This is a genomic window from Chryseobacterium amylolyticum (assembly GCF_051011775.1).
Taxonomy (GTDB): domain Bacteria; phylum Bacteroidota; class Bacteroidia; order Flavobacteriales; family Weeksellaceae; genus Chryseobacterium.
This window is the reverse complement of the sequence record NZ_JBPCHX010000002.1, coordinates 648,248-673,623: the sequence shown is the minus strand read 5'-3', so window position 1 is coordinate 673,623 and position 25,376 is coordinate 648,248. Positions and strand designations below refer to the sequence as shown.

Sequence of the window (25,376 nt, the reverse complement as noted above, 5' to 3'; positions counted from 1 at the left end):
ACACGTTTTAGTTTCAGATCGTAAATTTTAATATTCTTTAAGAATCCATTCCGGAGATATCTCTTGGAAACATAAGGATATAGCGGGTTGTCTTATTCACCATCAACCCTGATAAAAGCTGATCCTCTGACTCATGCAGCCTTGTTCTTTTACCATTTTTTTGCAGCAGATAGATCGGCTGTTTCTCGGCATGATAAGGGAGCAGTTTTCTTTTAATTTCATGAACCAATTCATTACCATTATTGATTCCGAAAAATTCATTGCTCTTTTTTATTTTTTCATCAATTATTTTCTGGTCAAACGGATGTGACGAAATAATAGTTTTAGGCAAATTTCTCTGAATTACACATTTACACCAGTATGACAACACAAAATCATCTGAATGCTGCCATTCTTTCATTGCCTGAATCACGTCATTGTCATCAAGTCTGGTAAATCTTTCTATATCTTCATCCGTTGCAGCACTTTTTTCCCGATATAAAAAATATCTGAGATTATCGGTTGCAGGGAGTTCTATACCCTGGGAAACCAGATATTTTGCTCTTTCAAGGATTTTCACCAAAAGAAACTCTGCCAAAGCCGACGTTTTATGATAATACACCTGCCAGTACATAAACATTCTGGCAGTCAGGAAATTTTCAATGGAATAAATTCCTTTTGCATCAATTACCAGCTCGCCTTCTTCACAGACATTCATCATAGAAATTATTCTTTGGGTATTAATATTTCCTTCAGATACTCCGGTAAAAAAGCTGTCTCTTTTAAGGTAATCCAGACGGTCAACATCCAGCTGGGAAGAGATCAGCTGGTTGAAAAACTTTCTGTGGTATTTTCCCTGAAACATTTCAATAGCCATGGAAAGCTGTCCTTTAAACTCTTCATTCAGCTTATTCATCAGCAGTAAAGAAAGAGTTTCATGGTGCCAGTCGTCCATCAGCATACTTTCCAGCGCATGGGAAAACGGACCATGACCAATATCATGCATCAGAATAGCCAGCATCGCTCCTTTTTCCTCCTCTTCAGAAATCTTCACTCCTTTCTGTTTTAGTGTTTCCAGGGCTGTAAACATTAAATGCATTGCTCCCAGAGCATGGTGAAATCTTGTATGGGTAGCGCCGGGAAATATCAGGTTCAAAAGACCGGTCTGCCCGATTCTCCTCAACCTTTGAAAATAAGGATGCTCAATGATATCAAATAAAATTTCGTGTGGAATTTTGATAAATCCGTGAACAGGATCGTTGATGATTTTTAGCTTATTCTGCATTGAACTTCAATATTAGTAAACAAAGTTAGGCATTTTAAAATTGAGCCTTTTATTAAATTACCATTAAAAAATTGCGCCAAGCATCCCTAATACTTTGTATTTAACCAAACATCTTCAGGCAGCCATAAAAATTTTCTGAGTTATTTACCCATCAATTCAGATTTTCTTTACAAACGGTTTGCAGCTCTTGTATTAAAGGATTACCTTTGAGAGAAAGCACGATCCTTAATAAAGATAAAGTATTGGAAGGCTTTGAAGTATTTACAAACCCGTGATTAAATGGGGCAAAATGTGAAATCAACCCTAGTATTTCCATTTAACTAATATTTAACTTTTAATATTTCGATTTTGTGAGATTTTAAAAGGATTTGGTCAACATTTTGATACAATAACCATGTAAAAAATAAATTATGTCAGAAAAGATATTATGGATTGATGATGAAATAGATTTACTTAAACCTCATATCGTATTTTTAGAAAAGAAAGGTTACCAGGTAACGCCTGTTAACAATGTGAACGAGGCTTTGGAACTTATGGATTCAGAGAAATTCGCTTTAACGTTAATTGACGAAAATATGCCAGGGATCTCCGGTCTGGAGGCCATTCCTATGATTAAGGAAAAAGATAATGCCTTAAAAATCGTTATGGTTACCAAAAGCGAAGAAGAACACATTATGGAAGAGGCTATCGGTTCCCAGATTGCCGACTATATATTAAAGCCTGTAAATCCTAATCAGATATTACTTTCCTTAAAGAAAAACCTTCAGCAGGATAATCTTGTTGAACAGAAAACTATTTTACAGTACCAGCAAGAATTCAGAAACCTTTCTATGGAACTTTCTTATTTGAGAACGTATCAGGAATGGGCTGAATACTATAAAAAAATCCTGAGCTGGGAAATCAAGTTTGATAAAGTGGCAGATAATGAATTTGCCGATCTGCTGCAGTCTCAGAAAGAAGAAGCCAATATTCAGTTTGCAAAGTTTATTGAGAAGAATTATGAAAACTGGCTTACAGATTCAGATAAACCGATGATGAGCCACACGCTTTTCAAGGAGAAAGTAAAACCTGAAGTTGAAAAAGAAAAAGTTCTTCTTCTGATGGTAGACAATCTTCGCTATGATCAGTGGAAGGTTATCGAACCTTTATTTACAAAATATTACAATAAAATATCGGAAGACTATTATTACAGTATCCTTCCTACGGCAACACAGTATGCAAGAAATTCTTTCTTTGCAGGATTAATGCCATCTGAAATTGAAAAACGTTTCCCGGACAAATGGTTTAACGACAATGAAGAAGGAAACAAAAATGAGTTTGAGCGTGATTTTCTTGAGGATCAGATGAAGAGAATTGGTCTTGGATCAAAATCTATGAAATACCTTAAAGTACTGAATGCGGATTTTGAAAGAAAGATCTATGATGATTTTAACCAGCATAAAAATAATGACCTGCTGGTAATTGTTTACAACTTTATTGATATCCTTTCCCATGCGAAAACAGACAACCATATTGTAGATCAGCTGATCCGTGATGATAAGACTTTCCGTTCCCTTACTTTCAACTGGTTTGAAAACTCTTCATTAATGAAGATTATAAAAGCCGCTGCAGAAAACGGGTACAAACTGGTCATTACAACTGACCATGGAACGGTGTACGTAAAAAAACCAAGTAAAGTGGTGGGAGACAGAGAAACCTCTACCAATATCAGATATAAAACCGGTAAAAGCTTAACATATGACGACAGTGATGTATGGGCAATTACCAACCCTGAAAAACTTTTCCTTCCAAAAGGAAACCTGAGCTCGAAGTATATTTTTGCTAAAAACAATACTTTCCTGGCTTATCCTAAGAATTACAATCATTTTGTTAATTACTATAAAGAAACTTATCAGCATGGGGGAATTTCACTGGAAGAGTGTATTATTCCTATCAGTATTTTAGAACCCAAGTAGTTTTTTTCATAGTTTATTTAATTTTGGGTTTAAAGGCGGAAAAAATCTTGCGATTTTTTCCGCTTTTTTTATAAAGTACAAGGATGCTTAGAAAACTTCTAAGGGTTTACGGAACGCTCAAAGAGTAGCCATCGGGTTTATCTTCATTCTTTGTCAGGTTATAAACATCTCCTGGCCGCCTCCGGCTTACCGAAACATAAACCCGGCAATTTTTCCCTCCGAAATTAACAGGGAAGAATTACCGATGACAGGCCTTAAAGATAATGTTGTTCCAGTTGGTATAAGTAAGAATCCCGTTTGTCGCAATTGTGCGGCAGCTAATTTGGCAGTAAGTCCTTGAGGATAAAGTCCAACATCAGAAGCCATCTCCAGGCCGCCTCGGGGTTACCGTAAAAGGAACCCGACAATTTTTTCCTCCGAAATTAACCGGAAAAAAATTACCGACGAGAGGCCTTGAAATTAATGTTGTTCCAGTTATGGTATAAGTAAGAATCCCGTTTGCCGCAATTGTGCCGGCAGCTAATTTGGCAGTAAGCCCCTGAGGATAAAGCACAATAGTAGAAGATAGAATACTTTGCTCGGGATAACTTTTTCCATTCCCTCCACTATAAGGAATTTCGAATTTCACTCCTGCGGCAACGGGAATTCCATCAGTAATAGTACCAGTTATAACTGATCCTGTACAATTAAGATTGCTCACTTCAGCAGTAGTATTAGGATTTCCTACCGGAACAGCCATTGTACAGCTTTGTCCTGCAACAGTGATCGGAAAGTTGGCTATTCCCGCACCTGCAGGTGTTCCGCTTATGGTATAGGTGAAATCTCCCCAATAGGGAAGATTCTGCGCCTGATAAATCAAGCCATCGGCTAATGTAGCTGTAAGTCCGGTCACTCCTGTAGAAGGTATGCTTTCCCCTTTGTAAGTTCCGGCGTTTCCTGCATCACCCATTACATATGGAAGACTGACACTTACGGCTGATGCTGCGACTCCTGCGGTCAAAGTACCTGTAATAGCGATGTTCTTGCAATTGAGATGCCCCAGTCTTGCATTCAACCATACATTTAGGCTGATTTCACAACTCTTGCCTGCAAAATTAATCAGGAACTTTGCGACGCCTGTGCTGTTGGGTTGTGGTGTACCGCTTATGATAAAGGTAAGCTTACCATTGCCAACAGCCATAGTGCCGGCAGGTAAGGTAGCCTTAAGCCCCATAACTCCCGCAGATACGATTTCCTGCATACTATAATCTGCTCCGTTTCCTCCGCTGTAAGGAAGTTCAAAACTCACTCCGGACGCTGCGATCTCTTCGGTAAGGTAACCTCGTTTAATTACTCCAGCACAATTGAGACCTGTCGCTACTGGGTTAGGATTGGCTACCACCATTGTAATTTCGCAATGCTTTCCTCCAAAATCAATGGGAAAGGTTGCAGTTCCTGCACGATCTGGTGTTCCGCTTATGGTAAAGGTAAGCTTGCCACTGCCAACAGCAATGGTACCGGCAGGCAAAGTAGCTTTAAGCCCCATAACTCCTGTGGATACGATTTCCTGTGCATTATAATTTGATCCGTTTCCTCCGCTGTAGGGAAGTTCAAAGCTCACTCCTGATGTAGCGATTCCATACCTAAGGTTTCCTATTCTTGTAACTTCAGTACAATTAAGGGTAGTTGCTGCGGCAGCAGCCGTATTGAAACCATGCATTTTAATCCATTTATTGGCAGGATAATCATAATAATAATATCCACGGGCATCGATATCAATGGTCTGTCCCACCCTTTTTTCTGGTAAAGGAGCAGCCGTCACAAAAGTCATCGCTCCATCCTGCTTCTGGCCATACACTCCATTTTGGCCGGCATCATAAAGTGCGTCTCCCGATAGGCAGGTATAAATCACTCCTTCAGGACGGCTGCCATCTGTTTTCTTTGCGGTAATTTCCAACGTAACGTTAGGAGATGGATTATTGACTCCTACCTGCCCGTTAATAGGAATATAGGATGTCCCTGTTACCAGAAGTACTATATATTTAAACATGGTATAAACTGGTATTTTTTAATTAGATAATTTCATCCTCGGAGATCTATTACAAAAAATTTTCTGATTTACTTTCAGTTTTTGCTCTGCAAATATCCAATAAATCCGGTCTGTGAAAAATTATTAATTGTAGGAATAAATAATGAATAATATAGTATTAAATCTAAATAGACTGTAGTGAATGAGCTATGCTTGTTTCATTCTGTTTCATAGAAATTTGTAAATATATTTACCGCACAACTATTCATTTAGTATTGTAATCCGGAGAGAAGGAACGATATTGCTATCATAGCTAATGGATTTACTTTTATTTTAAGGCACTCATTCTGTATACCAGAAGACAACCTTAATAAATATAATCTTGTTGCTTCTAAGCTGTCAGATTCAGCAGCTGTTCAGGAGCTCAGGATGAAATTGTAAAAAGTACTTCAAAAGACAGCAGTGGAAAAACGTTGGATATGACTTTCAATAATACCAAAAATACAGCTACAGTAGTTTTCAATAATAAAACAATTGAACTGCAGGGACAAAAACCCGCATCAGGAATATGGTACAGGCATGATCATTATGAGCTAAGAGGTAAGGGCAAAGAAATAGGCTTACAAAAGATGGTAAAACAGTTTTAAAAAAATAAAATCACTTACTTAAACTATAAAAAGTCAGCTTTGAAATTCAAAACCGGCTTTTTTATTTCCGCCTCTTTTTTATAGTTCATATCTTCGTAAAAAATAAATCATGTTTATTATTTCGCTTACTTATAAAAGTTCTATTGAAAAGGTAGAACAGCTTATTCCACAGCATAATATTTTCCTTGACAAACATTATAAAGCCGGGCGTTTTATTGCCTCGGGAAGAAAAGAACCCAGAACGGGAGGGATTATTATCACCAACGCAGAGTCTAAAAAAGAAGCAGAGCAGATCATCTCTGAAGATCCTTTTTATATTCATGGAGTTGCTGACTACACTATCACAGAATTTATCCCGTCAAAGTATAATGAAAACTTTAAAATTTTTATAGAAAACTAATGAGATTAATTACCTACAATGTCAATGGAATCAGGGCAGCTTTCACAAAAGATTTTCTGGGCTGGCTGAAGACTGCAGATCCGGACATCATCTGTATTCAGGAAAGCAAAGCCGGAAACGACCAGATTGACATCGAAAGCCTTGAAAAATTAGGATACCATAGTTATTGGCACTCGGCAGTAAGAAAAGGTTACAGCGGAGTCGGAATTGCTTCAAAAATAAAACCCAGCCATGTAGAGTATGGCTGTGGGATAGAAAGCTATGATAATGAAGGAAGAATCATCCGCGCAGATTTTGACGGCTATTCCGCTATTTCTGTATATGTACCTTCCGCATCCAATATTGAAAGACTGGATTTTAAAATGCAGTTCTGCTATGATTTCCTTGAATACATCAAGAATTTAAAAAAAGAAATCCCCAACCTGATTATATCGGGTGATTTCAATATCTGCCACGAGGCTATTGATATTCACAATCCGGTTGGGCTGAAAAATGTTTCAGGATTCCTTCCTATGGAAAGGGAATGGATGACCAATTTCATTAATGAATGTGAACTTATTGACAGTTTCAGGTTCTTCAACAATGAACCCGATAATTACACTTGGTGGAGCTACAGACAAAACTCAAGGGAAAGGAATAAAGGCTGGAGACTGGATTATAACTTCACTTCCTATAGTTTAAAAGATAAGCTCAGCAGAGCCGTTATTTTAAAGGAAGCTGTACATTCTGATCATTGTCCTGCCTTATTGGAACTGGACCTATAATCAAACAGATATTGCCCATACAAAAAGCCAGCTGACTCAGCTGGCTTTTTTTAATTTAAATCATAAAATTTAATCGACAATTTCATATTCGACCGGAATGGTACCACGATTGATATCTCCGATCTCATCGAACGCTGCTTTAGACATGTCTAAAGATCTTGATGAATGGTAAGGTCCTCTGTCATTAATTCTCACTATTACTTCTTTACCATTTCTAAGGTTTGTTACCTTAACGTTTGTTCCAAATGGAAGCGTTCTGTTTGCTGCAGTAAACTTTGAATTATCAAAGATTTCTCCGCTAGCGGTTTTTCTACCGTTAAATTTATCGTGGTAGTACGATGCATAACTTGTTTTTTTCGCATCTAAGGTGTTATTCGTAAAAGAGTAAACACCCAGGGTTGAAATCATCATTATGATTACGAGAATGAATCTTTTCATCATTTTGAACTTTTATTGGTTTTGACGGAGCAAATGTATCAGGAATCTTTATAAAACCCTACTCCATACGTTAAAAACAGTTAACAAAACACTAATAAAATGTTAACAATCCTTGCAACACCCTATAAATAGGGATTTTAAGCTATACTGTTAAAAAATGTTAAAAAAAGATTTAAAAAGTTAATATAATTAACTAATTCATGCATAATTTAAAAAAACACAATTTAAAACAACCTGATAATCAGCAGATTAAAAAACAAGCAATGTTAAGAGCCGAATTAAAAAAATACATTTTGAAATTAAAATTCTTAAATTATAAATGTAAGAAAACGACTTTCAGAACCTGTTTAAGCCAGCTATGTCATTATTCTGAAGAAAATTTTAACAGCCTGATATATTGTTAAATTTTTGGGTTGATCTAATCATATAATATTATAACTGAAAAATCAAATCAAATCAAATTATTTTATATCAAATAAGTAAAAAGAACGCTCCTCTATAAAAAATAAAAAACCAATGATTTCTCATTGGTTTTCATTATGTAATTAATACTTTTCTATTTTAAATATTCCAGTACATAATCATATGTTCCGGAAGGATAAACCACAGACATGCTTGGAGAACCAGTAATTGCATTACCTGCAGTTGTAGCAATTGTATAAGAATACAGGCTTCTATCATATACTGTATTTGTACCAGCTTTATAGATCGTAATTCCGTACATTGCAGACATTCCAGTAGGAGCTGGGATATTTACAGCTGTAGAAGTACCACTTGCCGTAAAAGTTCCTTTAATAGCATAAAGCTGCTTGTCTCCAGTTGTAGTATTAATAATAGTATTAGTTGTTGTCTCAGCAGTACCGATCGTTACTTTACTTGTTCCTCCCACAGGTACCCATCTACCTGAAGCTACACTTGTAGACTGACCAGGGTTTGAAAAGTAATAAAATCCCGGAACTACAGCAGTTACTACGCCATTTCCTGTTACAGTATTACCAGTAGCAGTATTATAGACTACCATACCATCGTAAGCAGACGGAAAGTTAATCCCATCAAGACTAGCCGTTTTAAAAGTAAATTGAGTTAAATCAGTGGAAGGGAATAATAAACCTTTACCATCACTAACTGTAGCATTGTTATTTGTAGAAGCATCTAAAAATACATTCTCATTTGGGAACTGATTGGCAATAGCACCATTGGATAAAACCTGAGCACTTACTAATGTACCTGAAGCTATAAAAAGCGCAAATATTATTTTTTTCATTTGTTTTAAATTAAATATTACAACTAAATTCTATTATCTACCGGAAAGCATAGCCCAAACATTTGTACCTGCCTGATCAACTACAATAAAGCAGAAAGATCCTCCTGAAGTAATTGTACTTGGTAAATTGTTAATAGGTCTTGTAGCACCAGCAACTGCTGCAGGATCCCATCCCACATTTCCAGGTCCGTTAGCAGACACACATCTTACAGAGTTAAGAGGTAATCCTGTTGCGTTAGGTAGTAATAACTGGCTTGTTCCTCCCATTGCTGTTGTAACAACAGAATAGTCATCAGAAGCCCATACAATAGGAGCGTTAGCTGAATGAAGTCTTCCCTTTTGAATCTGGAAATTAGGAGTAGATGTTCCCCCACCTACACCTTTCCATACTGAATTTGGGGCATCATAATAATAAAAACCTGTTGTAGTAACATTGGTTGTTTTAGGAGTTGCTGTACCATCAATTGTAGTAACAAAAGCAAGTGCTCCATTTTGGGCAGCAGTATAAGCTGCATCTTTAGCCAATAATTGTGCTCTTGTCAAACGAGGGACTAATAAGGCGTCAGGTCTAGCATTATCAGTAGTATTTGCTACTACATCTAGGGTTGCGGCTGGTGTGGTTGTGTTAATCCCCACTCGCCCCTCTTGAGCCTTAGAAAGGGCCGAAAGGCCAACAAGCATAGTTGCTGTTAATAAAAATTTTTTCATAAGTTTTTAAAGATTTTTAATTACATTTTTTCATCAATATTTCCAAAAAGGAACATGTATCCCAACTTGTGAATATTATAAATGAAACTAAAACGATCAAATAATTATTTCAATAGACTTTTAGTCTCATTTTAATGATTAACTTGTTGAAAGTACATCATTTAAAAATATTGCTTCCTGCGCAAATTTAAGATATAATTTTTGATTTTATATGCTTTATAAATAAAAAATTAAAAATTCTTAATTATATATAATATTAATTATCTGATTTTCAGAATCATAAGAATAAGCTGCCGAAAAAATTCTATGTTAATTTTAATTAATAAATTAATTCCACCGGCCTTATTTTCAAATGATTAATAAGCATTTAACTATACCAATTCTCCATATAAGTCAAACTCCTCAGCGGAAGTTATTTTGACATCCGCAAATTCACCGATAGAAATGTAAGTATCTTCTGCAGAAACTAGAACTGTATTATCCACATCCGGTGAATCATACTCTGTTCTTCCGATGAAATAATTCCCTTCTTTACGGTCGAAAATACATCTGAATACTTTGCCTACTTTTTCCTGGTTCTTTTCCCAAGAAATCTGAGACTGCAATTCCATAATTTCTTCTACTCTTGCCTCTTTTACCTCCTGTGGAATATCGTCTTCCAAAACATAAGCAGTTGTATTCTCCTCATGAGAATAGGTAAAGCATCCCAATCTGTCAAATTTCTGCTCTCTTACCCAGTCTTTAAGCTCCTGGAATCTTTCTTCTGTTTCTCCCGGATATCCAACAATAAGCGTTGTTCTGATTGCCATATCTGGAACCTTTTCTCTGAATTTTCCTAAAAGAGCATCAGTTTTTTCATGGGTAGTTCCTCTCTTCATTGATTTCAACAAATCTGAATTGATGTGCTGAAGAGGAATATCTATATAATTACATACTTTAGGCTCTTCACGGATAATATCAAGAACATCTTCCGGGAAACCGCTTGGGAAAGCATAGTGAAGACGAATCCATTCTACTCCTTCTACTTTTACCAGTTCTTTTAAAAGATCTCCCAATGCTCTTTTTTTGTAAAGATCCAGACCATAGTAAGTAAGGTCCTGGGCAATAAGAATTAATTCCTTTGTTCCTTTTTTTGCCAGTTTCTGAGCTTCTGAAACCAGTTTTTCGATAGGGGTTGAAACATGTCCTCCTCTCATCAATGGAATAGCACAGAAAGAACACGGCCTGTCACAGCCTTCAGAAATTTTAAGGTATGCGTAATGTTTCGGTGTTGTCGTTAATCTTTCTCCTACCAGCTCATGTTTATAATCTGCTCCAAGATGTTTTAAGAGTACCGGAAGGTCTCTTGTCCCGAAATACTGATCTACATCCGGAATTTCTTTTATCAGGTCCGGTTTATATCTTTCGGATAAACATCCGGTAACAAATACTTTCTCAACCTCACCTCTGTTTTTAGCCTCAACATAATCAAGAATAGTATTGATAGATTCTTCCTTTGCATTATCAATAAATCCGCAGGTATTGATCACAACAATGTCCCCACGGTCTTCATGAACCACTTCTTTGCCATTGGCTTTCAGCTGGCTCATTAATACTTCAGAATCATATACATTCTTGGAACATCCAAGAGTGACTACATTGATTTTCTTCTTCCCTACAGATTTTGTACGCATCGTTTTGATTTTGAGTCTGCAAAGATACAAAATATTAGAGAGTTAGAATTAAAAAATAAAAACCACTTTATAAAAGTGGTTTTCAGGAATATACTTTAGAAGTTTTTTTCTTTAAATCCAGGAGCATTCCGGTCTTTTTCTGAAAGTATGGCATCTTTTTCATCCAGCTTCCAGTCGATATTAAGATCAGGATCATTGAATTTTACGCTGCCTTCTGATTCTTTGTTATAAAAATTATCACATTTATAAGAAAATACCGCATGGGTACTCAATACAGAAAAACCATGTCCGAAACCTCTCGGTACATACAGCTGTAATTTATTTTCAGCGGTAAGCTCTATTCCAAACCATTTACCGAATGTAGGAGAATCTTCTCTAAGGTCTACAGCCACATCCCAAACACTTCCTTCAAGACAGGAAACTAATTTCGCCTGGGCATGCTCTCCTTTCTGAAGGTGCAATCCTCTCAATACTCCATAAGAAGATTTAGAAATGTTATCCTGTACAAAGTGCCCGTTCATTCCGGTAAGTTCCTCGAATTTTTTTTCGTTGAACTTTTCAAAGAAGTAGCCTCTTTCATCTTCAAATATAGTAGGCTCTATGATGTAGCAGTCTTTAAGCGGTGTTTCTTTAATTTTCATAATTTATTTCTAAAAAAGTTTAGAGATTATATTGTTTCTTAATGCTCCATTTTAATAACAGATACAGTCCTCCAACAGGTAAAAACACAATGAGAGCAACGATCCATAACGGGGAAGAGGAATGTATTAAAAAAACAGTTATTAGCAGTTGGAAAAAGGAATATACAAAACTTATTAATAAATGGGGAATTTTTTTCTCATTGGCAAGAAGCTGATACAGATGTCTCCTGTGTGCTTCAAAAATATTTTCTTTCAGCATAATTCTTTCAATGATTGTCAGAACGACTTCAATTCCGTAAACAGATAATAATAGTATGTATTTATAATCCTGAGTTTTCATGATCAGTAAAGTAATAAGCCCTATTATCCAGAAACCAATTCCCATACTCCCAACGTCTCCTGCAAAACATTTTGCCTTTTTCCTAAAATTGAAAAAAAGAAATACAATACATGCCAGAGCCGCATAGTATATAAATTTATTATCGGTAAATTGAAAAATATTCCTATTAATATAAATAAGAGAACAAATTGTAACCAAGCTGTATAACCCTGTCATACCATTGATTCCGTCCATAAAGTTATAGGCATTCAAGGTTCCCACAATCACAATAAACATGATGGGCCATATCCAGAACGGCATCAAAGCGAATGCATTGACAAAGTCCAAAAGTAAAACAACAGAAATAAACTGAACCGTAAGTCTTATTTTATTTGATAATGGCTTAACATCATCTATAAAACTAATGGTACAGATAGCAAGCATTCCTAAACCAAAAGCCCAGTAATCTTTAACTGCTTCACAAAAATTGAAAAGGCTAAAAAGTATGAAAGCAATTGGAAATATAATTCCCCCGCCTCTTAAAGTAACCTGCGTATGGGCGCTTCTATGGTTAGGCTTATCTATAATATTATACTGATCAGCTATTTTGAAATAAATCAATTCAGCCCAAAAAAGTAATAACATTATCACTAAATAAATAAATTCTTTCATCAAAAGTAAAATTAATTAATATATACGGCCGAATAAAATAACTTAGTAAACATATCCCTTATAATATTCGACTTCGAAACGGGGATTAATCTTAATACAAAAAACAATGGTTTTACAATACTTTGATTAATAATCATTTGTGGTTTTTCAATTTTAAAAAATGACAACAGTTCTTCCTGAGTATGATCTTCAGAATCTTTTACAATCTTTAATGAGTCCTGATCTGCATTCATCGAATTGATTACTTCATTAACTACCACATCAACGTGACATAATGAATAAGTTCTTGCTTGCTTTGTAATGAAAGGGAACTTCAATACAGGCAGGAAGACTCTTTTTCCTAAATCTTTTAAATTATTTTCTGTATAAACAGGGGTCAACCGTAAAATATGCAATGATACAGGTTTTTTCTCTTTTAACAAATTTTCACATATCAATTTACTTTTTCCATATTCTGTAACCGGTAATGGCTGATCCTTTACTGAAATTATTTCTTTCTTGTTTTTGAAGCTGTATACCGAAACCGAACTTAAAAAAATAACCTTTGTATTTTTTACATCAAGAGAATCAAAAATATTTTTTGTCATTACAATATTGGCTTCCCCCACCTTCATTATATCATTTTTATTTTTGCCGTGGGCTATTGCTGCTGCATGAATAATAAAATCAAACTTTTTATTTCTGAAAAAATTTTTGCAGTCATTTTCATTCAAAAGATTAAGCGTTGTATATTCCGCTCCCAAAGAAGAAGAAATAGCAGTAACATCAAAGTCTTCTTTCAGCGCTTTATATATTTGTGAGCCTATAAATCCGCTTGCTCCTGTCAAAAGCAACTTAGCCTTCATTTTTTATAATTTGGTTAAATGTAACAAACTTATAGTTATTCTCTTTCAACAATTTAATCAGTTTATGCATTTTATTTTCAACGCTCTTCCTTCCCTGATTAAATCTGATTCTTGTTTTAAAATCTGTATTTTCCGGAACAGTAATATTATAATTTTTAGAAAATTCAAATGGGTGGATATAAAAGAAATAATGTTGATTTTTTTTAAAATATTTTTTCAGGAGCATTTTCGTCAGTGCCCAGGGAAAAATTCTTAAATATCCTCCACCTGAAACCGGCAGATTTTTTCCCAGCACTTCTACAGTAGAAGCCTCAAACTCATAAAATGATTCTTTTTTATATATTGTTGGGTGAAATTCCTCAAAATCATCGAGATTAATACTTCCATATAAGTCATGGGCATCAAATTTTATTTTACTGGAGTCAAATGAGAATCCCAATTCCCTTAAAATCTCCAGCCGGGGCCTGTCTAAACTAAAACATGGAGCTCTGTATCCATCTACTTCAAGTCCTGTAAATTCTCTGAACGAATCAATCCCTTTTATTGTGTCTTCTCTAAACCCATCAAGACTAAGCTGAAGAGGTCTTTTATGGGCATATGAATGAAGACAGATTTCATGTCCTTTAGATTTTATGTATTTAATTTTATCTTTTAAAACTTCTACAAGTTCTCCTACAATAAAAAAGGTAGTTTTAATATCATATTGATCTAAAATATCCAGGTAAATATCTAATCCATCTAAAGTTGACTGACTCAACTCACATTCTTCTTTTGTAAAATAGTCCAGATGATACCATTCTTCCACATCCATACTAAGCACAGCATACTTATTCATATTAATTTTCCTCCGTTTTTAGTAAAGTCCTGAAATTGGTCAATCGTAGGCCAGGTAAAATAACTGCCTTTCTCAGCAAAATTCTCTTTAATTCTGACATTAGAATTTTGAATATCACGAATGGTTTCACACATTAGATTTCCACCGATTTCTTTGCTTTTTAAAATTAAGGAAAACATAGTTTCATTAGGCGAAATCTGGATTTCCTGTTGTTTTAAGATGGCACCATTGTCAATTTTTGAATCCATATAATGTACTGTAGCTCCTGTTGTTTTTTCTTTTTTGTACAGTGTCCAGAAGCTGGGCATTACTCCTGCATATTGAGGTAAGTATGAACAGTGCAAATTGATACATCCGTGTTTAGGAATCTTCAATAAAGGTTCTTTAAATACCACAGGTGCAGAGTAGGACACAATAAGGTCCGGCTGTAAAGTTTTTACTTCTTCTAAAAATTCTGCTGAATTAGGATTTTTTATCCTTTCAAATTGTATATTGTATCGTCCCGAAACCGCTTTCAGACTTTTGGGTTTGATAGCAAGTTTGTAAGAGGTAGAGATATCGATACTATTCAAGACTTTTGCCGAGATTACTTTCAGGCCCATTTTTACAGTCTGCAGTAATCCAAAACCTTTAATAAAGTAGGATTTCTTGTTAACGAGACTGTAATTAGAATCTATATCCACTACTTTTAAAAGTTCTACGTTTTCCAGACGCAGAATCTTTTCAATATTTTTGGGAACAACAAAGGAATCCTCCTGAGTAATAATTATTATTTTCATCGTTGTTTTTTGATTAATTATTTATTATACTATTGATGTGTTTATAATATTTTTCAGTAACCTTTTCTTTGGTATAATCTTTTTGTACCATATTAAATCCTTTCTCCCCCATTTGTTTTAGCTTATTTCTGTGATTCAAGGCGTCCTGCAGTACATTAAACAATTCTTCATTAACATTATTCGACGAATTTTCAATCAAAAACGCAGCATCTGTATTTTCCAGCAGATCATATAGAGGTGTATTCTTATTACTGATTACCAGTAAAGGTTTTTTACAGGCCATAATTGTATAGACTTTGGAGGGAAGACCATCTTTTTCCAATTTTTTATTCATAAAAATAAAATGCAGATCTGCATAATTAATCATATGAGGTATCGTCTCTCTCGCCTGATAATCAATTAAACTTATATTATCCAGTTTATGTGTTTCAATTTGTGCCTTAAGCCATGATCTACAGGCTCCATCTCCAATAACAAAATAACTGACAGGCATTGCTTTTGTTTTTTTTGCAATTTCTATAAGTGGAATCCAATCCTGGGCAAAACCAATATTTCCGGCATACATTACTTTCAAATTATCGCTAACGGGAAATAATTGAGCGTCAACTACCGGATGTTCTATTGGATGATAAAGTTCCGTATCTACAAAATTAGCAATAATCTCAATCTTATCAGGGTTCTCAACTCTTGGAATCAATGTATTTTTAAAATTCTGATCAATCGTTACCAATGAATCTGAGTGTTTATAAACAAACTTTTCAAGCTTTTTAAGAATATTTAAAACAAACTGAGATTTCATTTTACCCTGGTTCACAAAAAAGTCGGGATAAATTTCCTGAACGTTATAGATAAACTTCGCCTTTTTTAGTTTTGCCAATGCAATAGATACTACTGCAATAGTAAGAGGTGGTGAAGGGCTGATAATAACATCAACATTTTTAATTCGCATTCCAAGAAAAAAAGATAGCAAATGCCAGTAAATCATAATAAAGCCTCTTAAAAGAACACTCTCATATTTTTTCTGAGGCACATGATATACTTTGATACCTTTATAATTACTGGAATAATAAAGGCCTAGAAATCTTTTTTTAAATTTTGTTTTGCCCTGATCAACCTTGTTATAATGCGGCATTGTTGAAAGAACTTCTACTTCAAAGCCGTTCTTTTTTAAATTATATGCAATATCATTATAAAGATAAGCGGTAGAAACAGCATCAGGAGCAAAAACAATACTGTGGATGAGTACTTTTTTAGCCATAACTCTATTTTCTCCAGACCACTCTGTTTACATAATCGGTATAACTAAGGATGATTCTTACCATCTTTTCAGAAACATTCGGCATAGAATAATCTGATACCGGTCTGTAATTTCTTTCATTACCTGTTTTTTGCTGCTGAAGCTGAACCAGTCCCTGTAAAATTCTTTCGGGAGATAAGCCTACCATCATCACCGATGCTTCTTCCATTGCTTCAGGTCTTTCATGTGCTTCTCTGATATTAAGCGCTCTGAAATTAAGAATCGAAGATTCCTCCGAGATCGTACCTGAATCTGATAATACCGCATAACTTCTCATTTGAAGTGCATTATAATCATGAAAACCCAGAGGTTTTAGAAACTGTATTTCAGGTCTTACAGATATCTTCATTTTATCAATCATATTTCTCGTTCTTGGATGAGTAGAAACAATGATCGGATATCCGAATTTTTCTGCAATTGCATTAAGGCTTTCCATCAATCCCAGAAAATTCTTTTCAGAATTTATGTTTTCTTCTCTGTGCGATGAAACTACAAAATATTTTCCTTCTTCCAGATTTAATCTTTTCAGCACATCAGAACTTTCTATCTGTGGTAAATAATGATTTAACACCTCAAACATCGGAGATCCTGTTTTGATAATTCTGTCTGCAGGCAATCCTTCTTTTAACAAATATTCACGCGCTATATCAGAATAGGTAAGGTTGATATCTGATGTATGGTCAACAATTTTACGGTTAGTTTCCTCCGGCACTCTCTGGTCAAAGCACCTGTTACCGGCTTCCATATGGAAAATAGGAATTTGTCTTTTTTTAGCCGGAATTGCGCAGAGGCATGAGTTGGTATCTCCTAAAACAAGGAAAGCATCTGGCTGCAATTCTTCTAAAAGCGGATCAATCTTGATCAGGATATTCCCAACTGTTTCTGTAGCTGATTTCCCGGCTGCTTCCAGAAAATAATCGGGCTTTCTTAATCCAAGATCTTCAAAGAAAATCTGGTTAAGCTCATAGTCGTAATTCTGCCCTGTATGGACAATGATATGTTCTACAGCTTCGGATGTATCCAATGCTGATAATACTCTTGATAATCTAATGATTTCCGGCCGTGTTCCCACGACGGTCATTACTTTTAGTTTTTTCATCATTACAAAATAAAATTATTGATATAAATACCGTTGAAAAAGTCCAGAATTCCAAATTGGCAAAGAGACTGTAGGAAGTCAGGACAAGAACAAAATATTGTATAAAAAACAAAATAAACGGCAAGTAGTATCTATTCTTATTAATAAAAGTTAACCTGAACTTCCATAGATCCTTAAAATAAAAAAAGAACAGAATAATTCCGACCATTCCCATACTCATCAGAATTTCCACAAAAATATTATGCGGATACAGTCCATCTTCAAATAAAATACGTCCCCCAAAAGGTATATTATTTTTAAAAACATCCCAGCCTTTTGCTAAGTAATATGATCTTCCGGATCCTCCTCCTTCAAAAATAGCACTATACATTCTTTCAACAAATTCAAAATTAGCTAAATATGTCTTATTTAAAACATATATACCTATAATAAAAAGAAGTGTAGCAAGAATTAATGCCAACCAGTATTTTAATTTGTTAACATACAATAGTATTATAAATAAAATAATGAAGGCAGCCAGCATAGGGCTTCTTGCGGAGGAACTAAATACAGTAAAGGCCCCTATAAGTATCCCTAAAACAGGTTTAATCTTTTGTGGTGAAAGAAAATAATAATATACAGATATTATCAATAAAGATAAGCCATAATGTCCGGTACTAATATAATATCCGGCAAATATCCCACTTGATTTTTCAAAAGCCTGGAAGACTATTATGGTATATATACAGCTTATTCCTAATATAATTAATAAGAAATTAAATATTAAACTGTTCAGCCTTACGACAATCTCTTTTGAAAAACTGATACTTAAAACAGCAATATAAGGTATAAGATTCAGACAAATAATTCTGATATAAATCTGCTGTTCATTATTTAATGTTTTCTGTAAATAAGTATCTGTTTTAAAACTATAAACTGCTTTTATAAAATAAAACAGCCAAAAAAGAATCGTAAAAACAACGGTGGTCTTCCTTTTCTTTATCGTGTCAAAATTTACGTAAATAAGATAAAAACTTATAAAGAGCAGAATAACACGAAAAGGAACCGAAAAGAGTGTATTCGGGGCATTAAAAGGAACTGCGAGTGAGTAGAAAAAGATATACCCAAAAGTCAGAAAAAAAATAAAAATATACTCAATATAATTTTTCTTTATCGTGATCATATTAGACATTTAAAAAGTAAGTATCCGCATCTTCCGGATTGAATGGTTCATTGATCCAAAAAATAGTATAGAGCTCTTCATTGCCTATATTCTTAATATTGTGGGTATACCAGATAGGCATATCTACGTAAGCAGGCTCATTACCATCCAGATAAAAATCCAGCACTTCCTCTGTGTCTATTTTTCTTAACTGTATTAAAGCCTGTCCCTTAATCACTGCAAATCTTTCTATTTTTCTGGTATGGAAATGATTTCCCCTTGTAATTCCGGGAACTGTTGTAGAGAAAGAACACTGCCCCCCGATTCCTAAACGAATTACTTCTACAAAAGCACCTCTTGGATCTACATGCTGTGTAAATTTTACAGGATAATGATTTTTAACATCAAAATAACATCTGAAAGTATTGAACAGGTTTAAATCAAATTTGGTTTTTAGTTCCGGAATTTCTCCGTTTTCAAAATAAAGATGCTTATAGTGATTTAATTTTTCCAGTACTTCTGAAACTTTATTGACAGAAGTATGGGAAACTTCGTACAATTCATTGGTTTGCCCTGTATAGATATTATTTATAATTTCCTGAACAAGTTCTCCTACATAAATAAGTCTGACTTCTCCGTCAATATCAATACCCGGAGTTTCACCGTGAGTAAGTTTATGGCAGAAAGTTGCAATGAAGGAATTATAATTTGGTTTCCCAAAAGGTCCGAAAACATTCGGAATTACCAGTCCTGTAAAGATGCCTCCGGATTTTTTTGCCCATTCTGAAAATAGCTCTCTTCCTTCTTTCTTAGACTTTCCATATAAATTATCTTTTTCTTCCTGAGAAGAGGATGAAAACAGAACATGAGCTTTTGATCCTGTTCTTTCTAAAGAAGCGATCAATTCTTTAACTAAATTGATATTATTTTCAAAAATAACTTCTGGATCCGGATAACGATTCATGGCCGCCAGATGTACCACAACATCACATTGCTCCACAAAATGATCTAATTTCTCAGGGTTATTGAAAAATTCCTTTTTAAATTCGATTCTTTCAAATTCTTCCGGTTTTAACCCTAATGTATTATATAAATGGGATCCTACAAACCCATTCTGTCCCGTAATTCCTATTCTTTTCATTTTATAAATTTTCGAAATAATCTATAGGGAAACGATAATCATCATGTATTTCCCCTAAAGAATAATTTGCCATTACTAATAATTTTGATGCTTTTTCTCCGGACTGAATAGCACTTGCATAGCCTGCGGGAACGTGGAGCACATCCAATTTGCCGGCATCTAACTGATATTCTAAAATTTCTAATCCTTTGGAAGGCATAGACCAGTCATCAATTTTGATTAACCTTATAGTAAAACTTCCTGACAAAGCCGAAAACCAACGTTGCTCAACCTTATGTCCTGTCCATCCTCTGATAAACTGCGGATCAGTATTTTCTATATAGTAAATTCTTTTAATTTCAGATGCATCAAAGCTATTATTAAAGAAAAGACTTCCTCTTTCATCCGAATATTTCCCTCCTATGAAAACCTCAGGTACATTCATTAGATATTATATTTTATTAATCAGGGTATTGTAATAAATCTTCTCCTAAAACTTCTTTACGGATCAGAGGTAATTTTAATAACAGTTTCTTCATCCCTTCCACATCCTGCTGTTCCGTATTATGGGAATGATAGTCTTCTATTTTTGAGATGTCCTCTACCCCTTCTGAAAAAAACTGTGCATAATTCAGATCTCTGTTATCAGCAGGAATTCTATAGAAATTTCCCATATCTTCGGCTTTTAACATTTCCTCACGGGTACATAGCGTTTCATACAGTTTTTCACCATGTCTTGTTCCTATTATTTTAATCTGATTTTCAGCCTTAAACATTTCTTTTAAAGCCTGTGCCAGATCACCGATAGTTCCTGCCGGGGCTTTGTTGACAAACAGGTCTCCGGAGTTACCATGTTCAAATGCAAATAATACAAGCTCCACCGCCTCTTCAAGAGACATCAAAAATCTGGTCATATTAGGATCCGTAACAGTTATCGGATCTCCGCTTTTGATTTGTTTGATAAACAAAGGAATCACAGATCCTCTTGAAGCCATTACATTTCCGTATCTTGTAAGACAAACGACGGTTTCTTCAAGATTTCTGGATGCTGCTACGGCAACTTTTTCCATCATAGCTTTGGAAATCCCCATTGCATTAATTGGATAGGCAGCCTTATCTGTACTTAAACAGATCACTTTTTTCACCTTATTCCTTGCAGCTGCATCAATAACATTTTGTGTTCCTTCTACATTTGTTTTTACGGCCTGCATCGGAAAAAATTCACATGATGGAACCTGCTTCAGTGCTGCTGCATGAAAAACATAGTCCACACCTCTCATTGCTGGTTCAATACTGTTATAATCTCTTACATCCCCTATATAAAATTTGAGTTTATCATTTTTAAACTGATTTCTCATATCATCCTGTTTTTTCTCATCACGAGAAAAAATCCTGATCTCCTTAAAGTGGTCTGTATTGATGAACTTTCTTAAAACAGCTGTCCCAAATGAGCCTGTTCCGCCTGTAATAAGAAGTATTTTATCTTTTATATGCATAGTAATATTTTTTTCCTTATCATATTGATAATTTTCAAGAAAGCTTTGAGGGAAACAAGCATCGATCTCAGAAGAATTATTTCATATGATGATTAGTTATTTGTGTCTTAATTTTTCTTTTTCTTCAAAGGAAGGATAATTAATGAGTACAGCTTTATACACTCCTTTAAATACGAATAAGCTTCCCGCGGCAACACCAATGATACCATGCTTATCTATTATCTGCTTTATATCATTTAAAGATCCCGCTCCTCCTAAAACCGTAAGAGGCAATGAAATTTTCTCTCTTATTTTATCTATTAATCCCATGTCATATCCTTTCATTACACCGTCCTGATCAATTGAATTGATGATAATTTCTCCGGCTCCCAGTTTCTGAGCTTCTTCTGCAAATTTAAAAGGATTAATTCCAGTGGATTTTTTGCCATTGTGAGTGTAAACCTCGTATCCGCCAAATAATTTTTTCTTTACATCCAAAACAACGATAACACTTTGTGAACCTACTCTTTCTGCAATCTGAGTGATCAACTGAGGATTTTGAAGAACAGCAGAAGAAAGTGCAATTTTTTCTATTCCAAGTCCAAAAATTTTCTGGGCTTGCTCTACAGTTCTTACCCCACCTCCATAGCAAAGGGGCATTCTGGATTGATTGGCAATTCTTTCAATCAGACTATAGTTAGGTTCCAGCCCTTTTACAGTAGCGTCTATGTCAAATATAGCAAGTTCATCAACTTCTTTTTCATTGAAAATTCTTACTGCATTGATGGGATCTCCTACATATTTGGGATTCTTAAAATTGACGGTTTTTACAAGTCCGTTATCTTGTATCAGAAGGGAAGGTATAATTCTGGGTCTTAACATGGACTCTTAAAGTTTTGCAAAATTGTGTAACAAAATCTCACCATAATGGTGACTTTTTTCCGGATGAAATTGTATTCCGAATTTATTTTCATGATGGGCAGCAGAAGCAAATTCTCCTCCATATTCTGTAACCGCCATGATATCTTCGCTATTATTACATTCAAAATAATAGGTATGAAGGAAATAAAATATTGAATTATCTTGTAATCCTTCAAAAAGCCCTACATCTTTCACAGGCTTCACGTCATTCCAGCCCATATGAGGTAATCTGGTTACCTGCTGAATTTTTGTTTCGTCAAATTTCTTAACAGTAGCATCAATCCATTTAAGGCCTTCCATGATTCCTTCATCACTTCTGTTTGCCATCATCTGCATTCCTACACAGATGCCAATAACAGGTACTTTTTGATTGAGTACCAGCTCATCAAGCTTTTCCCTCATTCCCGAATTATTCAGCTGGGTCATTGCATGATCAAAATGCCCTACGCCCGGCAAAATCAATTTTTGAGCTCCTTCTAAATCTTCTTTTGTTTTGGCAACTTTAACGGGCACGTCTACTCTTTTGTAAACATTTACAAAAGCATTAATGTTTCCTACCCCGTAATCGATAATTGTAATCATCTGAATAATCTCTTTTCTAAGCCCAACTTCTGCATAGTCTGAGCACCAAATTTGATAATGCCCATCTTATTTTTATAGTCTTTATATGTTTTATTTTTTCCTTCGAAGATCTGTTGCAGTTCTTCTTTCGTAAGGTCCAGCTTATTCGCAACATATTCAAATTCTTTCTGCAAGAATTCTTCTGAAAGTTCGGGTCTTGAAACTCTGTCCAAAGCTTCTTCCCTGGTCATCTGTCCCGTAAGAATCAGTGAAGAAAAGTGTGCTTTTCTTTTTTCGTAACCGAATTTTCTCGGCAACCAATAATCTTCATAAAAACGGGTAAATCTTGATTCGTGGTGCTTATGCTGGAAAGGTTCCCAACCAAACTTTTCCACTAAAAGAGATTCGGCTTCCTTTTTATGAAACGGAACAAGATTCAGAGGTTTGAATACTTCCATTCCATATACATATTTGTAGAGAATTTTATAGGAAAGAATATCAACCAACGGAAATGTTTTAAGAGGTCTTTTACCAAACTTCGAATGAATATCTTTTACTAAGGTGGTGTCAATCCCGGGAAAGCCTCCCCATTCTTCAGGCTCTCTGCAGCATTCTGTAGAAAAATTACTTCCTGTAAGTACGTAATTGATTTTATTTTTTTTTGCAAATTTATATAAGGCAGAAAAGAAAGCATAATCCTGCGGTAAATCCTGATCAGAGATTTGAGATTTCAGAAATGCAACCTGCAGGTCTTTCATTTCTTCCCAATTGATTACTTCAGTATATAAATCCAGATTCAGACCATTGATCAGTTTTTCAATATTCCCCACTGCTTTATCTGTATTCCATCCTGCATCAACATGAAAAATCAAAGGACGAATCCCCATAACTTCTTTTGCTATATAAGCCGCATAAGAACTGTCTAATCCTCCACTTAGACCGATAATACAATCAAAATCTTTATTTTTAGATGTTTTTTTGATTCTATCAGCAATTTTCATCAACTCATCGTATCCTTGCTGATCTGTATGCCAGTTGGGTTCTATATTTTCTTTAAAATTGGTATAATAATCACTTTCTCCCTTTTCATTAAAAATAATATTAGGGTCTGTAGTGTCCATTATAGTTTTTGTACAGATCTGATATGGTCTCGTTTGTTCCATTATTTGTGATTATTTTTTTCAATTTTATTGTTTGAAATAACATTGGTATTTCCATCAACTTCTCGAAATGCTATACTTTCATCTGTCACAGATATCCCTGAACTTCTTTTAATAATGTTATTCACAAAAGTATTATTTTTAATTTTATTTTCTATTTGTTTTTCTTTTTTTCCTGTTCCTCTAAAAAACAATAAATCTTTATCAGAAACAATATAATTATTTTCTATTCTTATATTACTTCCGGTAGATTGATTCAAATAGTCTTTTATTTTCCATTGATCCTTGATGTACTGAAGTCCAGTATTTTCAAAATAACCTTTAAATACAACTTCCCCAATATTTTCAAAATGATTATCTTTTACCGTTACATCGTTTACATTCACAAAATATGCTCCTGAACGTCTTGTATTTTTTACAAAATTAGAATTAAAATTAGAATTAAAGCTATAGTCATTCACAAATCCATACATGTAAGATCCGTCTATTATGTTATTTTCAACAGTTGTATTCACTGATCCACTTGTTGAGATAGCACCTGCAGGAAGACTTTCGCTTTTATCTGAATTTCGTAGTGTATTGTAAACCTTATTTCCCTTTACAAGAGAGTTCATCGATTTCATCAAATAGATTCCCATTCCTTTTACAGTGAGTCTGTTCCCTGTTTCTCCTATGTTTCTTATCTCATTATCCAATATTTTACTTCCTGTAAGGGAAATATCTGTATAGACTGATTCATACGAAATAATTCCATAATTCAAACAGTTGGAAATCTTATTCAAAGAAAATGTATTATTCTTACCATGTCCAATAATACCTGCTCCTATTTTTAAAACATTGTTTCCATCTATTTCATTGAGAGTAATAAGATTATTTTCATGAAAGTATCCATCTCCAGAATATCCAAGCATAATCCCTGCTTCATCTCCAATTTCTTTCATATACATGGCAGGTTTAGAAATGTGATTTCCTTTTATCAGATTATTTTTACATCCTTTTTTACTGTATGACAGAAATATTGAAAGACCGCTTATATTTTCGAAAGAACAGTTGACTACTTTACAATTATCGGTATCTGCTAACTGGACTCCAAATCCTGTATAATAGGTTGTTGCAGACTTTCCATTTCCTATAAATTTACCATTCTGCACGACACAGTTATTATGAATAAAAAGTAAGATTCCATTTTCGTTGGATGTTGTGGTGATCTGTGATCCTTTGGTAAATTCTATGGTAGTATTATTTCTTTTAGAAACTAATGTTTGATTTACTACAAAATTCCCATCTAAAATAATGGTTAGATTTTTTGAAGTATTGTTATCCATAGCATTTTGAATAGCTTGAAAATCATTAGCTCCGGGTTTAACAACAATTTTCAATACCTCTTGAT

General features: G+C 34.6%; 25 protein-coding genes. 4 read left to right on the top strand and 21 right to left on the bottom strand.

The features are described from left to right. Positions 1-37: 37 nt before the first annotated feature. The gene (locus ACR1PO_RS08205; RefSeq protein ID WP_433986450.1) at positions 38-1,264 is read right to left on the bottom strand and encodes an HD domain-containing protein; all 1,227 of its coding nucleotides are present in this window, start codon (positions 1,262-1,264) and stop codon (positions 38-40) included. 410 nt (positions 1,265-1,674) lie between these two features. Between ACR1PO_RS08205 and porX the strand changes: the two genes are divergently transcribed. After that, positions 1,675-3,219 (top strand): T9SS response regulator signal transducer PorX, encoded by a 1,545-nt coding sequence (gene porX, locus ACR1PO_RS08200; protein ID WP_002977126.1) that lies wholly within the window; start codon positions 1,675-1,677, stop codon positions 3,217-3,219. Positions 3,220-3,574: 355 nt separating this feature from the next. On the opposite strand, the gene ACR1PO_RS08195 is transcribed toward porX, so the two are convergent. Then, complete coding sequence (locus ACR1PO_RS08195) at positions 3,575-5,248, bottom strand: hypothetical protein (RefSeq protein WP_433986449.1); 1,674 nt, start codon at positions 5,246-5,248, stop codon at positions 3,575-3,577. Positions 5,249-5,700: 452 nt separating this feature from the next. Here ACR1PO_RS08195 and ACR1PO_RS08190 point away from each other — a divergent pair, with 452 nt between their 5' ends. The 3 genes from ACR1PO_RS08190 to ACR1PO_RS08180 all read left to right on the top strand — a co-directional run bounded on the left by ACR1PO_RS08190 (position 5,701) and on the right by ACR1PO_RS08180 (position 7,038). Next, a complete protein-coding gene (locus ACR1PO_RS08190) occupies positions 5,701-5,874 on the top strand; it encodes an MliC family protein (protein ID WP_433986448.1) in 174 nt (57 codons plus the stop codon). A gap of 109 nt (positions 5,875-5,983) precedes the next feature. Beyond that, on the top strand, positions 5,984-6,274 hold the full coding sequence (locus ACR1PO_RS08185) for a YciI family protein (protein ID WP_433986447.1): 291 nt from the start codon (positions 5,984-5,986) through the stop codon (positions 6,272-6,274). Continuing rightward, positions 6,274-7,038, top strand: coding sequence for an exodeoxyribonuclease III (locus ACR1PO_RS08180; RefSeq protein WP_433986446.1), 765 nt, complete (start codon positions 6,274-6,276; stop codon positions 7,036-7,038). Before ACR1PO_RS08185 ends, ACR1PO_RS08180 begins: the two co-directional genes overlap by 1 nt. A gap of 69 nt (positions 7,039-7,107) precedes the next feature. Here ACR1PO_RS08180 and ACR1PO_RS08175 read toward each other — a convergent pair whose 3' ends face one another. From ACR1PO_RS08175 to ACR1PO_RS08085, 19 genes are all read right to left on the bottom strand, one after another. After that, positions 7,108-7,479 (bottom strand): septal ring lytic transglycosylase RlpA family protein, encoded by a 372-nt coding sequence (locus tag ACR1PO_RS08175; RefSeq protein ID WP_433986445.1) that lies wholly within the window; start codon positions 7,477-7,479, stop codon positions 7,108-7,110. A gap of 553 nt (positions 7,480-8,032) precedes the next feature. Beyond that, complete coding sequence (locus ACR1PO_RS08170) at positions 8,033-8,740, bottom strand: phage tail-like protein (RefSeq protein ID WP_433986444.1); 708 nt, start codon at positions 8,738-8,740, stop codon at positions 8,033-8,035. Positions 8,741-8,773: 33 nt separating this feature from the next. Further along, positions 8,774-9,376, bottom strand: a complete 603-nt coding sequence (locus ACR1PO_RS08165) for a phage tail-like protein (RefSeq protein ID WP_433986443.1) — start codon at positions 9,374-9,376, stop codon at positions 8,774-8,776. A gap of 443 nt (positions 9,377-9,819) precedes the next feature. Beyond that, the gene (rimO, locus tag ACR1PO_RS08160) at positions 9,820-11,121 is read right to left on the bottom strand and encodes a 30S ribosomal protein S12 methylthiotransferase RimO (RefSeq protein ID WP_433986442.1); all 1,302 of its coding nucleotides are present in this window, start codon (positions 11,119-11,121) and stop codon (positions 9,820-9,822) included. Positions 11,122-11,216: 95 nt separating this feature from the next. Next, entirely contained in the window at positions 11,217-11,762 is a 546-nt protein-coding gene (gene rfbC, locus ACR1PO_RS08155; RefSeq protein ID WP_374465091.1) for a dTDP-4-dehydrorhamnose 3,5-epimerase, read from the bottom strand. 19 nt (positions 11,763-11,781) lie between these two features. Then, positions 11,782-12,726 carry an MraY family glycosyltransferase gene (locus ACR1PO_RS08150; protein ID WP_433986441.1) on the bottom strand — a complete coding sequence of 315 codons (945 nt, stop codon included), beginning with the start codon at positions 12,724-12,726 and terminating at the stop codon, positions 11,782-11,784. Positions 12,727-12,764: 38 nt separating this feature from the next. Then, a complete protein-coding gene (locus tag ACR1PO_RS08145) occupies positions 12,765-13,598 on the bottom strand; it encodes an NAD-dependent epimerase/dehydratase family protein (protein ID WP_433986440.1) in 834 nt (277 codons plus the stop codon). Then, the gene (locus ACR1PO_RS08140; protein WP_433986439.1) at positions 13,588-14,433 is read right to left on the bottom strand and encodes a polysaccharide deacetylase family protein; all 846 of its coding nucleotides are present in this window, start codon (positions 14,431-14,433) and stop codon (positions 13,588-13,590) included. The genes ACR1PO_RS08145 and ACR1PO_RS08140 overlap by 11 nt, the downstream gene beginning before the upstream one ends. Further along, entirely contained in the window at positions 14,430-15,212 is a 783-nt protein-coding gene (locus ACR1PO_RS08135; RefSeq protein ID WP_433986438.1) for a methionyl-tRNA formyltransferase, read from the bottom strand. Before ACR1PO_RS08135 ends, ACR1PO_RS08140 begins: the two co-directional genes overlap by 4 nt. A gap of 13 nt (positions 15,213-15,225) precedes the next feature. Continuing rightward, the gene (locus ACR1PO_RS08130; protein WP_433986437.1) at positions 15,226-16,470 is read right to left on the bottom strand and encodes a glycosyltransferase family 4 protein; all 1,245 of its coding nucleotides are present in this window, start codon (positions 16,468-16,470) and stop codon (positions 15,226-15,228) included. Positions 16,471-16,474: 4 nt separating this feature from the next. After that, positions 16,475-17,608 carry a non-hydrolyzing UDP-N-acetylglucosamine 2-epimerase gene (wecB, locus tag ACR1PO_RS08125; RefSeq protein ID WP_433986510.1) on the bottom strand — a complete coding sequence of 378 codons (1,134 nt, stop codon included), beginning with the start codon at positions 17,606-17,608 and terminating at the stop codon, positions 16,475-16,477. Further along, on the bottom strand, positions 17,556-18,770 hold the full coding sequence (locus tag ACR1PO_RS08120) for an O-antigen ligase family protein (RefSeq protein WP_433986436.1): 1,215 nt from the start codon (positions 18,768-18,770) through the stop codon (positions 17,556-17,558). Before ACR1PO_RS08120 ends, wecB begins: the two co-directional genes overlap by 53 nt. Position 18,771: 1 nt before the next feature. Beyond that, on the bottom strand, positions 18,772-19,890 hold the full coding sequence (locus tag ACR1PO_RS08115; RefSeq protein WP_433986435.1) for a polysaccharide biosynthesis C-terminal domain-containing protein: 1,119 nt from the start codon (positions 19,888-19,890) through the stop codon (positions 18,772-18,774). Position 19,891: 1 nt separating this feature from the next. Then, on the bottom strand, positions 19,892-20,314 hold the full coding sequence (locus ACR1PO_RS08110) for a WxcM-like domain-containing protein (protein WP_433986434.1): 423 nt from the start codon (positions 20,312-20,314) through the stop codon (positions 19,892-19,894). 16 nt (positions 20,315-20,330) lie between these two features. After that, positions 20,331-21,365: a polysaccharide biosynthesis protein gene (locus tag ACR1PO_RS08105; RefSeq protein ID WP_433986433.1), complete on the bottom strand. Its 1,035-nt coding sequence runs from the start codon at positions 21,363-21,365 to the stop codon at positions 20,331-20,333. 96 nt (positions 21,366-21,461) lie between these two features. Beyond that, positions 21,462-22,226 (bottom strand): AglZ/HisF2 family acetamidino modification protein, encoded by a 765-nt coding sequence (locus ACR1PO_RS08100; protein ID WP_433986432.1) that lies wholly within the window; start codon positions 22,224-22,226, stop codon positions 21,462-21,464. A gap of 6 nt (positions 22,227-22,232) precedes the next feature. Beyond that, the gene (gene hisH, locus ACR1PO_RS08095) at positions 22,233-22,847 is read right to left on the bottom strand and encodes an imidazole glycerol phosphate synthase subunit HisH (RefSeq protein ID WP_433986431.1); all 615 of its coding nucleotides are present in this window, start codon (positions 22,845-22,847) and stop codon (positions 22,233-22,235) included. Then, on the bottom strand, positions 22,844-23,989 hold the full coding sequence (locus tag ACR1PO_RS08090; RefSeq protein WP_233333921.1) for an N-acetyl sugar amidotransferase: 1,146 nt from the start codon (positions 23,987-23,989) through the stop codon (positions 22,844-22,846). Before ACR1PO_RS08090 ends, hisH begins: the two co-directional genes overlap by 4 nt. Further along, on the bottom strand, positions 23,989-25,365 hold the full coding sequence (locus ACR1PO_RS08085) for a right-handed parallel beta-helix repeat-containing protein (protein ID WP_433986430.1): 1,377 nt from the start codon (positions 25,363-25,365) through the stop codon (positions 23,989-23,991). Before ACR1PO_RS08085 ends, ACR1PO_RS08090 begins: the two co-directional genes overlap by 1 nt. Between the last annotated feature and the right edge of the window lie 11 nt (positions 25,366-25,376).